The following is a 13,811-nucleotide window of genomic DNA, read 5'->3' on the forward strand; positions in this document are numbered from 1 at the left end:
AATCGGTGCCAGTATCGGGGAATGACCACACCGTTGACGGATGATCCCAGGTTCACCGGCCTGCGCGAAGCCGCCCACGCCCTGCAGCCCCGCACCGTGGCGCTGCGCAGGCTCCTGCACCGCCACCCCGAGGAGGGGCTGCTGCTGCCCCGCACCCAGCAGGCCGTGATCGAGGCGCTCGACGGCCTCGACCTCAAGATCACCACGGGCGAGTCCGTCGGCTCGGTCGTCGCCGTGCTCGACGGCGGCAGGCCCGGGCCCGCCGTGCTGCTGCGCGGCGACATGGACGCGCTCCCGCTGCAGGAGGACACCGGCCTGGAGTTCGCCTCCGAAGTGGACGGTTCGATGCACGCCTGCGGGCACGACACCCACACCGCGATGCTCGCCTCTGCCGCGCGGCTGCTGCACGAGCGCCGGTCCGAGCTGGCCGGACAGGTCGTGTTCATGTTCCAGCCCGGCGAGGAGGGCTACCACGGCGCCAAGCACATGCTCGACGAAGGCCTGCTGGACGTGGCCGACACGCCGGTCGAGAAGGCGTTCGCGCTGCACATCACGTCCAAGGAGGAGTCCGGTGTGGTGCGCTGCCGCCCCGGCCCGCTGATGGCCAGCGCGAACATGTTCACCATCACCGTCACCGGCCGGGGCGGGCACGCCTCGATGCCGTCGGACGCCTGCGACCCCGTGCCCGCCGCCGCGGAGATGGTCGGCGCGCTGCAGACCGTCGTGACCCGGCGGATCAGCGTGTTCGAGCCCGCCGTGCTCACCATCGCCAGCATCGTCGCGGGCACGACGACCAACATCATCCCGGAGACCGCCCAGCTCAAGGGCACCCTGCGCACCCTGTCCGAGCAGACCCGCAAGATCATGCTGGACGAGATCCCCAAGGTCTGCGAGCACATCGCGGCTGCGCACAGCTGCACCGTCTCGTTCCAGTTCGAACCCGGCTACCCGGTGACGGTCAACGACGACGCCGTGGCCGACCGCGTCCTGGACCTCGCGGCCGCGGTGCTCGGCCCGAAGCACGCGACCCGGATGCCGAACCCGATCATGGGCGCGGAGGACTGGTCGTACGTGTTGGAGCGCGTGCCCGGCGCGATGGCGTTCCTGGGCGCCTGCCCGCCGGAGACGACCCCGGTGGACGCCCAGCCGAACCACTCGAACCGGGTGGTGTTCGACGAGGCCGCGTTCCCGCACGGCGTGGCCGCGTACGCCGCGTTCGCGCTCGACGCGCTGCGCTAGCCCCGCTCGGTCGGGGTCGTCGGTGGTCCCCGGTAGGGTCGTGGCGTGGCGCTCGCCCTCTACCGCAAGTACCGGCCGGCGACCTTCGCCGAGGTCGTCGGGCAGGAACACGTCACCGTCCCGCTGCGCACGGCGCTGGCCGCCGGGCGGGTCAACCACGCCTACCTGTTCTCCGGCCCGCGCGGCTGCGGCAAGACCTCCAGCGCCCGCATCCTCGCCCGGTCGCTGAACTGCGAGCAGGGGCCCACCGACGAGCCCTGCGGCACCTGCGACTCGTGCGTGTCGCTGGCCCCCAACGGCCCGGGCAACGTCGACGTCGTCGAGCTGGACGCGGCCAGCCACGGCGGCGTCGACGACGCGCGCGAGCTGCGCGACCGCGCCTTCTACGCGCCAGCGCAGTCCCGGTACCGGGTGTTCATCGTCGACGAGGCGCACATGGTCACCACGCAGGGCTTCAACGCCCTGCTGAAGATCGTGGAGGAGCCGCCGGAGCACCTGGTCTTCATCTTCGCCACGACCGAGCCGGAGAAGGTGCTGCCGACCATCCGGTCGCGCACGCACCACTACCCGTTCCGGCTCATCCCGCCGGGCGCGATGCGCGAGCTGCTGGAGCGCAACTGCGCCGCCGAGGGCGCCGTCGTCGAGCCCGCGGTGTTCCCGCTGGTCATCCGCGCGGGCGGCGGGTCGGCCCGGGACACCCAGTCGGTGCTGGACCAGCTGCTGGCGGGCGCGGGCCCGGAGGGCGTGACCTACGAGCGCGCGGTCTCCCTGCTCGGCGTCACCGACTCGGCGCTCATCGACGAGATGGTCGACGCCCTGGCCACCGGCGACGCGGCGGCGGTGTACGGCACGGTCGACGCCCTGGTCGAGGCGGGCCACGACCCGCGCCGCTTCGCCGCCGACCTGCTCGACCGCCTGCGCGACCTCGTCCTGCTGCGCGCGGTCCCGGACGCGGCCTCGCGCGGTCTGGTCAGCGCGCCCGCCGACCAGCTGGAGAAGATGACCGGCCAGGCGGAACGCCTCGGCCCGGCCGCACTGACCCGCTACGCCGAGATCGTCCACGCGGGCCTGATCGACATGCGCGGGGCGACCGCGCCCCGGCTGCTGCTGGAGCTGCTCTGCGCCCGCATGCTCCTGCCCGGCGCGGTCCCGACCGACGCCGTCGCCGACTCGGCGGTGCTGCAGCGGCTGGAGCAGTTGGAGACCCGGGTGGCCGCGGGTCAGCCCGGTGTCGCCGCCCCGGCCCGTCAGCCGAGCGCCGAACCCGCGGCCCGGCAGCCACGCCCCGCCGAGGCGGCCCGCCCGCAGCGGCCCGCCGAACCGGCGGCCGAGCGCCCGGCGTCCCGTCAGCAGTTCACCCGGCCGTCCGCGCGCGCCGCGTCCGACGAGTCCGCCCGGCCGAGCACCGGCCCGGCCGACCGCTCCCCGGCAGCCCGGCCCGCCGAGGGCCAGGCACCGCGGCCCGCCGAGGGCCAGGCCGCCCGTCCCGCTGAGGGCCAGACTCCCCGGCCTGCCGAGGCCCAGGCGCCCGCCGAGCCCGCCGCAGCGGGCGCGATGGACGCCGCCGCGTTCCGCCGGGTCTGGCCGGAGATCCTCGCCGCCGTCCGCACGACCGCGACCAGCCGCAGCACGCACGCCATGCTGCTGCCCGCCGCCGTGCAGTCGGTGGAGGGCAACACGGTGGTCATCGGCCACCCGGCCCAGCCGCTGGCCGTGCGCCTCTCCGAGCCGCGCAACGCCGAGGCCATCGCCCAGGCGATCAGCTCCGTCGTGGGCGGCAGCTGGCAGGTCCGCTGCGTGCACGCGGGCGCGGGCGCCGCGGCGCCGCCCGCCCCGGCCCGCCAGGCCGCGCCCCCGCCGCAGCGGCCCGACCCGCCGCAGCGCCGCTACGTCCCGGCCGCCGACCTGCCCCCCGAGCCCCCGCCGGACCCCGACCCGCCCCCGCCGGAGCCGGAGGACGAGGAGGAGATGCTCGCCGAGGCCGCCCGCACGCCGAACCCGGCCGCCGACGGCGAGGCCCGTCAGGACCCGGAAGAGGCCATGCTCCAACTCCTGGCCGACAAACTCGGCGCGAAGCCGGTCGACAAGTAGTCAGCCGTCCACACCGGACTCAGAGCGGGATCGCGCGGACGAAGGCGGACTGGGCGACCACGGTGGCCGCGCCGTCCGCGGTGGCGACGGCGACCGTCGTCGAGTCCGGTGTCCACACGGGAGCGCCGTGGGCGTCGAGTTCGGCGGCGCGCAGGAAGTCGCCGGTGCCCGCGTGGTGGAAGCTGACCCTGCCGTCGTCCACGACCGCCAGGCGGCGGCCGTCCGGGGCGGCGACGGCGACCGCGTCCGGGGTCAGCCCGGTGACCAGGGGCTCCCAGGTGTCGCGCTCGACGTCGTAGCGGGAGACCTCGCCGTCGGCGTTGGCGATCATCCGGGCCGAGTCGGGCAGCCAGGACAGGTGGTGGTGACCGCCGTCCGCCGGTTCCGGGCAGATCAGGCGGACGTGGTCGTCCTCGGTGACGGGCATCGTGTCGACCAGGACGAGCTTGCGGGGCAGGCGGATGGCGATGTGGCGGCTGTTCGGGCTGACCGACGCGGACCGGACGTCGCCGCCTCGGGTGTAGACCGCCTGCTCCTCGCCGACGAACACGTTGCGGATCATCACGTCCCACAGCAGCCGGTGGCGCGGGTTGGCCCGGTAGACGACCCGCCCGGGCAGCACGCCGAGCAGCTCGACGGCGTGGTCGGCGCTCACCAACCGCCTGGTCCTGCCGCGCTCGCGCAGCATCAGCGCGGGGCCGTCCTGGTAGACGACGTCGCGAGTGCCGGGCAGGTAGCGGGCCTCGCCGCCCGCGGGCCCGAGCGGCGTCGCCCGGCCCGTCGTGTCGAGTTCGACCAGGCCATCGTCGGTGCTGATCAGCAAGCGGTCGGCGGCGTCGAGTACCCGGATCCCGGACATGATCTCCACCCTGTCACAGCGCCGTGACCGGGGCGCGGATGGCCCGACTAAGCTGGGTGGGAGACAGCTCCCGACCTGGAAGGGGTCGCAGTGTTCCCTGGTGGCGGCACACCCGACATGCAGGCGATCCTCGAGCAGGCGCAGAAGATGCAGGAGCAACTGCTCGCCGCGCAGCAGGAACTCGCCGACGCCGAGGTCGAGGGCTCCGCGGGCGGCGGCATGGTCAAGGCGACCGTGTCCGGCTCGGGCGAGCTCAAGGCCCTGGTCATCGACCCCAAGGTGGTCGACCCCGACGACGTGGAGACGCTCTCCGACCTCGTGATCGCCGCGGTCCGCGACGCGGGCGCCAACGCGCAGAAGCTCGCCGAGAAGACGATGGGCCCGCTCGCGGGCGGATTGGGCGGCGGGTTCGGCCTGCCCGGGATGTAGCCGTGTACGAGGGACCGGTCCAGGACCTGATCGACGAGCTGGGGCGGCTGCCCGGGGTCGGTCCGAAGAGCGCTCAGCGCATCGCCTTCCACCTGCTGGCGGCCGAGCCTGCCGACGTGACCCGGCTGCAGGAGGCACTGCAGAAGGTCAAGGAGGGCGTCGTCTTCTGCGACGTCTGCGGCAACGTCTCCGCCGAGCAGACCTGCCGCATCTGCCGCGACGCCCGCCGCGACGCGACGGTGGTGTGCGTGGTGGAGGAGCCCAAGGACGTCCTGGCCGTGGAGCGCACCCGCGAGTTCAAGGGCCGCTACCACGTGCTCGGCGGTGCGCTGGACCCGCTGTCCGGCGTCGGGCCCGACCAGCTGCGCATCCGCCAGCTGCTGGCCCGCATCGGCGGCGAGGAGATCACCGAGGTGATCCTGGCGATGGACCCCAACACCGAGGGCGAGGCCACCGCCACCTACCTGGTCCGCATGCTGCGCGACTTCCCCGGGCTCACCGTCACCCGCCTGGCCTCGGGCCTGCCGATGGGCGGCGACCTGGAGTTCGCCGACGAGCTGACCCTGGGCCGCGCCCTCTCCGGCCGTCGCACCATGTGAGCTCCGGATGATGACGTCATATGATGTCATCATCCGGATGGTGCGATCATATGACGGCATCATCTGAAATCCCTTGGATGGGCCCGCCCAAGCTGGGGGCGGTCCGGGTCGTCGCGGTCGACGGGCCGTCGGGGTCGGGGAAGTCGACGTATGCCGTCGAACTGGCGCGGAAGCTGCCCGGGCGAGTGCGCGTCGTCCGCACCGACGACTTCGCCACCTGGGACGACCCGGTCGCCTGGTGGCCCCGGCTCCGCGACGGAGTCCTCCTCCCGCTCGCCGAGGGCCGCCCCGGACGCTATCGCCGCACCGAATGGACCGAAGGCCGCCCGCACCCCGGCGCCTGGGTGGACGTCGAGCCGCCGGACGTCCTCATCGTCGAGGGCGTCTCCGCGGGCCGCCGCGCCATAACACCGGTGTTGTCCGCTTTGGTGTGGATCGAGGTCGACGACCCAGCCGTGCGGCTGGAACGGGCGGTCGCCCGTGACGGTGAGTCGTGCCGTCCGGAGTTGATCGCGTGGCAGCGGTTCGAGGCCGGGTGGTTCGCCGTGGACGGCACGCGCGACCGCGCGACACACCGGCCGCTCACCGGATGATCGATGTCCGTTATCCGGACGAAAGCTCCCGAAAACTCACGTATCGCACCCGCATCACCACATTCAGCTAATTCTGTGGATGTCACTTGGCCGGATCGTGACCTGCGGTAGTGAAGCCAGACCGATATAAGCGGCTATGGTCCCCACCACACGCCGGATAGCCGCGCGCTCGCAACACGGCCGCGGACCGACCAGACGACGTCTCAAGGGGTGGCAAGATGCTCCAAACGCGGGTAACCCGACCACGCCGCATAGCCCTGATCGGGCTGGCGGGCGCGGTCGCGGTCTCGTTGTCCGCCTGTGCCGAATCCGAGCGCGGTCCCGACGCGGGCGGCGGCGAGGGCCAGACCGGCGGCACGCTGGTGTTCGGCGCGGCTGGCGCGCCGTCGAACTTCGACCCGTTCTTCGCCTCCGACGGCGAGACCTTCCGGGTGACGCGGCAGATCTACGAGGGCCTGGTCGGCATCACGCCGGGGACCGCGGACCTCGAGCCGGAGCTGGCCACCGAGTGGACCCCCAGCCCTGACGGCCTGAACTGGACGTTCAAGCTGCGCACCGGCGTCACCTTCCACGACGGCACGCCGTTCAACGCCGACGCGGTCTGCAAGAACTTCGAGCGCTGGTACAACCAGACCGGCGCGGGCGCCACGGCCGCGCTGTCCTACTACTGGATCGAGAACTTCGGCGGCTTCAGCGACGGCAAGCAGCCCTCGCTCTACAAGTCCTGCACGGCCAAGGACGAGAGCACGGTCGAGCTCGCCCTCACCCGCTTCACCGCGCGGTTCCCGACCATGCTGTCGCAGTCGGCGTTCGCCATCCAGAGCCCGACCGCGATGGAGAAGTACAAGGCCGACGACGTCAAGGCGCAGGGCGACAGCTTCATCTTCTCCGAGTACGCCCGCAGCCACCCGACGGGCACCGGGCCGTTCAAGTTCGTCTCCTACGACGAGGCGAACGGCACCATCGAGCTGGCCCGCAACGACGCCTACTACGGCGACAAGGCCAAGCTGGACAAGCTGATCTTCCGGGTCATCCCCGACGAGACCGCCCGCAAGCAGGCGCTCGAGGCCGGTGACATCGACGGCTACGACCTGCCGTCGCCCGCGGACTGGGCCTCCCTCAAGGAGGGCGGCTACAACCTGATGATCCGCGACCCGTTCAACATCCTGTACCTGGGCATCACCCAGAAGAACAACGAGGCGCTGAAGGACCTCAAGGTCCGGCAGGCCATCGCCTACGCCATCGACCGCGAGACGCTGGTCAAGTCCGTCCTCCCCGAGGGCGCCGAGGTGGCCAAGCAGTTCTACCCGCCGACCGTCGTCGGCTACGCCAACGACGTGATGGAGTACCCGCACGACCCGGCGAAGGCCAAGCAGCTGCTCGCCGAGGCGGGCTACGAGAACCTGAAGGTCAAGTTCTGGTGGCCGACGCAGGTCACCAGGCCGTACATGCCGAACCCGCAGAGCATCTTCGGCGCCATCAAGGAGGACCTGGAGGCCGCGGGCATCACCGTCGAGACGGTCAGCAAGCCCTGGGCCGGTGGCTACGTCGACGACGTCGAGGTCGCGCGCGCCGAGCTGTTCCTGCTGGGCTGGACGGGTGACTACAACTCCCCGGACAACTTCATCGGCACCTTCTTCGGAACCACCGAGAACCAGTTCTGGACCTCCGGCTCCCCGTGGGCCGAGGACCTGGCCACCGCCATCGACGCCGCCGACGCCACCGTCGACAACGGCGAGCGCGACGCCAAGTACCAGGACATCAACCGCAAGCTGATGGCCGAGTACCTGCCCGCCATCCCGATCTCGCACTCCCCGCCCGCGATCGTGGTCTCCTCCAAGGTCCAGGGGCTGGTCCCCAGCCCGCTGACCCAGGAGGAGTTCGGCCCGGTCAGCGTCACGAGCTGATCGGCGAGCAGTGCTGCGTTACACCGTTCGACGGGTGCTGCAACTGGTGCTCGTGGTCTGGGTGCTCTCGGTGCTGATCTTCGCGTGGTTGCGCTCGCTCCCAGGAGGGCCGGTCTCGGCCCTCCTGGGGGACCGGGGCACCGCGGAGACCCGCGCCCAACTGACCGAGGCGCTCGGACTCGACGACCCCATCTTCGTCCAGTACCTGCGATTCGTCGGCCGCGCGCTGACTGGGGACTTCGGCACATCCACCGGCGTCTCGCCGGGCAAGCCAGCCATGGACCTGTTCATGGAGCGCTTCCCGGCCACCATCGAGCTGAGCATCGCGGCGGTCCTGATCGCCCTGGTCACGGCCATCCCGCTCGGCTACGTCGCGGCCCGGCGCCGCGGCGGTTGGCTGGACAACACCGGGATCGTCGGGTCGATGATCGGCATCTCGATCCCGATCTTCTTCCTGGCCTTCCTGCTCAAGTACCTGATCTCGATCAAGCTCGGCCTGCTGCCCACCGGCGGCAGGCAGTCGGCGACGATCGACGCCACCCGGGTCACCGGCTTCTTCGTCCTCGACGGGCTGCTCACCAGGGAGTGGGACGCCGCGTGGGACGCGCTGCGGCACCTGTTCCTGCCCGCGCTGGCGCTGGCGTCCATCCCGTTCGCGGTGATCTTCCGGATCACCCGGGCGTCGGTGCTGGACGTCATGGACGAGGACTACGTGCGCACGGCGCGCTCGAAGGGCCTGGCGGGCCGGGTGATCCGCGACCGGCACATCCTGCGCAACGCGATGCTGCCGGTGGTCACCACCGTCGGCCTGCAGACCGGCGCGCTGCTGTCGGGCGCGGTGCTCACCGAGACCGTGTTCGCCTGGCAGGGCATCGGGCAGGCGCTGGCCATCGGGTTCGAGCGCAAGGACTTCCCCGTGCTCCAGGTGGTCATCATCGCGGCGGCGATGGCCTACGTGCTGGTCAACCTGCTGGTCGACCTGTCGTACGCCGTGATCGATCCGCGCATCCGCACGGCGCAGAAGGGGAGCTGAGACATGGCGTCGGCACGCGCGACGAAGATTGACAGGCTCGCCGGCCTGGCCGTGCGGTCCCCGGACGACCAGGACCCCGACGGCGCCGGGCCGGACAGCGGGCTCAGCCTCGCCGCGTCCGCGTGGCGCAGGCTGCGGCGCAACCCGGTGTTCATCGTGGGCGCCGTGGTGATCGGGCTGTTCCTGATCCTGGCGGTGCTGGCCCCGCTCATCGCCCCGCACGACCCGGGGCTGCGGCTGCTGGAGGACCAGGTCTCCCGCGCCCGCAACGAGATCCCGCCCGCCCAGCCGGGCCACCCGATGGGCGGCGACCAGTTCGGCCGGGACTTCTTCTCTCGGATGCTGCTGGGTTCGCAGCAGACGCTGATGGTCGCCGTGCTCGCCACGGTGATCGGCCTCGGCGGCGGCCTCGTGCTGGGCACGCTCGCGGGCGCGTTCGGCGGCTGGGTGGACACGCTCGTCATGCGGATCGTGGACGTCATGCTGTCCATCCCGTCCCTGCTGCTGGCGGTGTCCATCGGGGCGCTGTTCAGCCAGCAGACCCAGTTCACCGTGATCCTCGCGGTGGCCATCGTGCAGATCCCGATCTTCGCGCGGCTGCTGAGAGGCACCATGCTCGGCGTGCGGGAGAGCGACCACGTGCTGGCCGCCCGCGCGCTGGGCGTCAAGGGGCGCTCGATCGTGTTCCGGCACATCCTGCCCAACTCGCTCGGCCCGGTGATCGTGCAGTCGACCCTGGTGCTGGCGATCGCCATCCTCGACGCGGCCGCCCTGTCCTTCCTGGGCCTGGGGGCCGCCGACGACGCGACTCCGGAATGGGGACAGATGCTCGGCAACGCCCAGGACTTCTTCGACAGCCAGCCGCACCTGGCCATCTGGCCAGCGGCCTGCATCGTCGTGGTCGCGCTGGGCTTCACCCTGGTCGGCGAGTCGATGCGCGAGGCGCTCGACCCCCGGCAGCGGCGGTGATGGGGATGGCGCTGCTGGAAGTGCGCGACCTGGCCGTCTCCTTCCGCCGCAAGGGGGAGGAGCCCACGGCCGCCGTCGACGGGATCAGCTTCGACGTGCACCCCGGCCAGACCGTCGGTCTGGTGGGGGAGTCCGGCTGCGGCAAGTCCGTCACGTCGCTGGCGATCATGGGCCTGCTGCCGCAGCGCGGCAACCAGGTCACGGGGTCGGTGCGGTTCGAGGGCACCGAGCTGCTCGGGCTCTCGCAGAAGGCGATGGACGAGCGGCGCGGCCGGGACCTGGGCATGGTGTTCCAGGACCCGCTGTCCTCGCTCAACCCGGTCATCCCGGTCGGGCTGCAGGTCGCGGAGGTGCTGCAGCGCCACCGCGGCCGCTCCCGCAAGGAGGCCATGGCCGAGAGCGCCGAGCTGCTCGACCGGGTCGGCATCCCCGATCCGACGCGGCGCATCGACGAGTACCCGCACCAGCTCTCCGGCGGGATGCGGCAGCGGGCGCTGATCGCGATCGCGCTCGCCTGCCGTCCCCGGCTGCTGATCGCCGACGAGCCCACCACGGCGCTCGACGTGACGATCCAGGCGCAGATCCTCAAGCTGCTCTCGGAGATGGTGACCGGCACCGACACCGCGCTCATCATGATCACCCACGACCTCGGCGTCGTGGCGGGTCTGTGCGACGAGGTGAACGTGATGTACGGCGGGCGGATCGTCGAGCGGGCGAAGCGGCACGAGCTCTTCGCCGAGCCCAGGCACCCCTACACCGCGGGCCTGCTGGCCTCGATCCCGCGGCTGGACGCGCCGCGCGGGGAGAAGCTGGTGCCGATCCGCGGCTCGGTGGCCGACAACATCCCGTGGACGCACGCCTGCGCGTTCGCCCCGCGCTGCCCGAACGCGCTGGACCGGTGCGTCGAGGTGACGCCGGAGCTGGTGGACGACCGGGGCGGGATGCTGCGCTGCCACAACCCCGTGGAGCCCGCGCTGCGGGCGGGCGCAGAGGAGGTGCGGGCGTGAGCGAGCCAGCGGAGCGGGGCGATGCCCTGCTCACCGTCGACGACCTCAAGATGCACTTCCCGATCAAGCGCGGCGTCGTGCTCGACCGCACGGTCGGCTACGTCTACGCCGTCGACGGGGTGAGCCTCGAGGTCAGGCGCGGCGAGACCTACGGCCTGGTCGGCGAGTCCGGCTGCGGCAAGACCACGCTCGGGCGCGGCATCCTCAAGCTGGTCGAGCCCACGGCAGGCCGGGTCGTCTTCGACGGCACGGACCTGTCCGGCCTGCGCGGCGAGCCGCTGCGGCGGATGCGCAGGCGCATGCAGATGGTGTTCCAGGACCCGCTGTCCAGTTTGGACCCGCGCCAGTCGGTCGAGTCGCTGCTCGTGGAGGGCATGCGCGCGCACGACCTGGACAAGGGCAAGGAGAGCACGGCGAAGCGCCTGCGGGAGCTGCTGACCGCGGTCGGCCTGCCGTCGACCGCGCTGCGCAAGTACCCGCACGAGTTCTCCGGCGGGCAGCGCCAGCGGATCGGGATCGCCAGGGCCCTTGCCCTGGAACCGGACCTGATCGTGGCCGACGAGCCGGTGTCCGCGTTGGACGTCTCGGTGCAGGCGCAGGTGATCAACCTGCTGGAGGACCTGCAGGCGGAGTTCGGCCTCACCTACCTGGTGATCGCCCACGACCTCGCCGTGGTCCGGCACATCTCCGACCGCATCGGCGTGATGTACCTGGGCGCGCTGGTGGAGGAGACGGACTCCGACAGCCTCTACGCGGAGCCGCTGCACCCGTACACCAAGGCGCTGCTCTCGGCGATCCCGGTGCCGGACCCGCTGGTGGAGGACGAGCGCGAGCAGATCCTGCTGACCGGCGACCTCCCGTCGCCAGCCAACCCGCCCAGCGGCTGCCGGTTCCACACCCGCTGCCCCTGGCGGCAGGAGACGCGCTGCGACACCGAGCGCCCGCAACTGCGCGAGATCAACGCGGGCCACCGCGTCGCCTGCCACTGGGCGGAGGACATCGCCGCGGGCCGCATCGCCAGGCACGAGGTGCGCCCGGTGTACGAGCCCCCGGACGCCGACGTCATCCCCGACGTCCCGCTCATCGGTCCGGCGTCGATGACCGAGGTCATGGACCACCACTAGAGAACGAACAGGCCCACCGGCGCGAAGCCGGTGGGCCTGTGTCGTTCCCGCTTACTTGTGCGCGCGGTTCACCGCGGAGACCACGGCGCGCAGGGAGGCGGTGACGATGGAGCTGTCGATGCCGACCCCCCACAGGATCTGGTTGCCGATGGCGCACTCGACGTAGGCAGCGGCGCGGGCGTCGTCGCCGGAGGTCATGGCGTGCTCGGAGTAGTCGAGGACGCGGACGTCGTAGCCGACGCTGGCCAGGCCGTCGACGAACGCGGCGATCGGGCCGTTGCCGGTGCCGACCACGTCGTGCGTCTCGCCCTCGACCTCGATGACCGCGGTGATCTCGTCCAGGCCCTCGCCGTCGTCGGAGACGCGGTTGCGGCGCAGGCGCAGCGGCGAGACCCGGTCGAGGTACTCGCCAGCGAAGATGTCCCACATCTCCTTCGGCGTGACCTCGCCGCCCTCGCTGTCGGTGACGGCCTGCACGACCTGGGAGAACTCGATCTGCAGCCGCCGGGGCAGGCCGAGGTGGTGCTCGGTCTTCATCACGTAGGCCACGCCGCCCTTGCCGGACTGGGAGTTGACCCGGATGACGGCCTCGTACGTGCGGCCGACGTCCTTGGGGTCGATCGGCAGGTACGGGACCTCCCACGGGAAGTCGTCCACCGGCACGTCGGCGTCGGCAGCGGCGGCGCGCAGCGCGTCGAAGCCCTTGTTGATCGCGTCCTGGTGGCTGCCGGAGAACGCGGTGAACACCAGGTCGCCGCCCCACGGGTGGCGCTCGGCGACGGGCAGCTGGTTGCAGTACTCGACCGTGCGGCGGATCTCGTCGATGTCGGAGAAGTCGATCTGCGGGTCGACGCCCTGGCTGAACAGGTTCATCCCCAGCGTCACCAGGTCGACGTTGCCGGTGCGCTCGCCGTTGCCGAACAGGCAGCCCTCGATGCGGTCGGCGCCCGCCTGGTAGCCCAGCTCGGCGGCGGCCACGCCGGTGCCGCGGTCGTTGTGCGGGTGCAGCGACAGGATGATCGCCTCCCGGTTGTCCAGGTTGCGGCCCATCCACTCGATGGAGTCGGCGTAGACGTTCGGGGTGGCCATCTCGACCGTCGCGGGCAGGTTGATGATCACCGGCCGCTCGGCGGTCGCGCCCCAGATCGCCGTCACCGCGTTGCACACCTCGGCGGCGTAGGACAGCTCGGTGCCGGTGTAGGACTCCGGCGAGTACTCGAAGCGGAAGTCGGTGTCGCCGTGCTTCTCGGCGAAGGCCAGCACGGTCTCCGCGCCGTCGGTGGCGATCTTCTTGATGCCCGCGCGGTCCTGGCGGAACACCACCCGGCGCTGCAGGATCGACGTGGAGTTGTAGAGGTGCACGACGGCGCTGTGCGCGCCTTCCAGCGACTCGAAGGTGCGCTCGATCAGCTCGGGCCGCGCCTGGGTCAGCACCTGGATGCGCACGTCCTCGGGCACGGCGTCCTCGGTGATGATCTCGCGCACGAAGTCGAAGTCGGTCTGGCTCGCCGCCGGGAAGCCGACCTCGATCTCCTTGTAGCCCATGCGCACCAGCAGGTCGAACATCCGGCGCTTGCGCGCGGGCGACATGGGGTCGATCAGCGCCTGGTTGCCGTCGCGCAGGTCGACCGCGCACCACAGCGGCGCGCGCTCGATGCGCTTGGACGGCCAGGTGCGGTCCTCCAGCACCACCGGCTCCACCAGCTCGTGGAACGGCTTGTACCGGTGGTAGGGCATCGCGCTGCCGCGTTGGCGGTTCCACGCGGGCTGGTCGGAGGGCACGTCACGGGCGGGCTTGCGGATGCGGCTCGACCCGGTGGAGAAGGTGTCGGTCATGACGGGGGCTCCCAGCGAGCGGTCGGGAAGGCGACCGGCGGCGACGCCGAACTCCGCGACGGGGGGCCGGCCTGGATCAGGCCCCGTCGCGGCAGCGAAGCAGGAGGCTGCGAGCCACGCCGCCA

The 13,811-nt window shown here is 71.8% G+C and carries 12 protein-coding genes; 10 read left to right on the forward strand and 2 right to left on the reverse strand.

Going from position 1 to position 13,811, the window contains the following annotated elements:
* The first annotated feature begins 21 nt into the window (after positions 1 to 21).
* Positions 22 to 1,239: a M20 metallopeptidase family protein gene (locus tag Actkin_RS01165; protein ID WP_258905530.1), complete on the forward strand. Its 1,218-nt coding sequence runs from the start codon at positions 22 to 24 to the stop codon at positions 1,237 to 1,239.
* 45 nt (positions 1,240 to 1,284) lie between these two features.
* On the forward strand, positions 1,285 to 3,330 hold the full coding sequence (locus Actkin_RS01170) for a DNA polymerase III subunit gamma and tau (protein ID WP_258905533.1): 2,046 nt from the start codon (positions 1,285 to 1,287) through the stop codon (positions 3,328 to 3,330).
* 19 nt (positions 3,331 to 3,349) lie between these two features.
* Here the strand turns inward: Actkin_RS01170 and Actkin_RS01175 are convergent, their stop codons facing one another.
* Positions 3,350 to 4,189, reverse strand: coding sequence for a WD40 repeat domain-containing protein (locus tag Actkin_RS01175; RefSeq protein ID WP_258905534.1), 840 nt, complete (start codon positions 4,187 to 4,189; stop codon positions 3,350 to 3,352).
* A 117-nt stretch (positions 4,190 to 4,306) separates the two neighbouring features.
* Between Actkin_RS01175 and Actkin_RS01180 the strand changes: the two genes are divergently transcribed.
* From Actkin_RS01180 to Actkin_RS01215, 8 genes are all read left to right on the forward strand, one after another.
* Positions 4,307 to 4,618, forward strand: a complete 312-nt coding sequence (locus Actkin_RS01180; protein WP_229786536.1) for a YbaB/EbfC family nucleoid-associated protein — start codon at positions 4,307 to 4,309, stop codon at positions 4,616 to 4,618.
* A gap of 2 nt (positions 4,619 to 4,620) precedes the next feature.
* The gene (gene recR, locus Actkin_RS01185) at positions 4,621 to 5,217 is read left to right on the forward strand and encodes a recombination mediator RecR (protein ID WP_189208829.1); all 597 of its coding nucleotides are present in this window, start codon (positions 4,621 to 4,623) and stop codon (positions 5,215 to 5,217) included.
* 77 nt (positions 5,218 to 5,294) lie between these two features.
* Complete coding sequence (locus tag Actkin_RS01190) at positions 5,295 to 5,810, forward strand: uridine kinase family protein (RefSeq protein WP_258905537.1); 516 nt, start codon at positions 5,295 to 5,297, stop codon at positions 5,808 to 5,810.
* A gap of 218 nt (positions 5,811 to 6,028) precedes the next feature.
* The gene (locus tag Actkin_RS01195) at positions 6,029 to 7,717 is read left to right on the forward strand and encodes an ABC transporter substrate-binding protein (RefSeq protein ID WP_258905538.1); all 1,689 of its coding nucleotides are present in this window, start codon (positions 6,029 to 6,031) and stop codon (positions 7,715 to 7,717) included.
* A gap of 10 nt (positions 7,718 to 7,727) precedes the next feature.
* Complete coding sequence (locus Actkin_RS01200; RefSeq protein WP_189208826.1) at positions 7,728 to 8,750, forward strand: ABC transporter permease; 1,023 nt, start codon at positions 7,728 to 7,730, stop codon at positions 8,748 to 8,750.
* 3 nt (positions 8,751 to 8,753) lie between these two features.
* Positions 8,754 to 9,719: an ABC transporter permease gene (locus tag Actkin_RS01205; protein WP_189208825.1), complete on the forward strand. Its 966-nt coding sequence runs from the start codon at positions 8,754 to 8,756 to the stop codon at positions 9,717 to 9,719.
* A gap of 5 nt (positions 9,720 to 9,724) precedes the next feature.
* On the forward strand, positions 9,725 to 10,726 hold the full coding sequence (locus tag Actkin_RS01210; RefSeq protein ID WP_189208824.1) for an ABC transporter ATP-binding protein: 1,002 nt from the start codon (positions 9,725 to 9,727) through the stop codon (positions 10,724 to 10,726).
* A 50-nt stretch (positions 10,727 to 10,776) separates the two neighbouring features.
* Positions 10,777 to 11,850: an ABC transporter ATP-binding protein gene (locus Actkin_RS01215; protein ID WP_189210032.1), complete on the forward strand. Its 1,074-nt coding sequence runs from the start codon at positions 10,777 to 10,779 to the stop codon at positions 11,848 to 11,850.
* 51 nt (positions 11,851 to 11,901) lie between these two features.
* On the opposite strand, the gene leuA is transcribed toward Actkin_RS01215, so the two are convergent.
* On the reverse strand, positions 11,902 to 13,686 hold the full coding sequence (gene leuA, locus Actkin_RS01220) for a 2-isopropylmalate synthase (protein WP_258905539.1): 1,785 nt from the start codon (positions 13,684 to 13,686) through the stop codon (positions 11,902 to 11,904).
* Positions 13,687 to 13,811: the final 125 nt, after the last annotated feature.

Origin of the sequence: Actinokineospora sp. UTMC 2448, from assembly GCF_024760565.1 — a bacterium.
Classification (GTDB): Bacteria; Actinomycetota; Actinomycetes; order Mycobacteriales; family Pseudonocardiaceae; genus Actinokineospora; species Actinokineospora fastidiosa.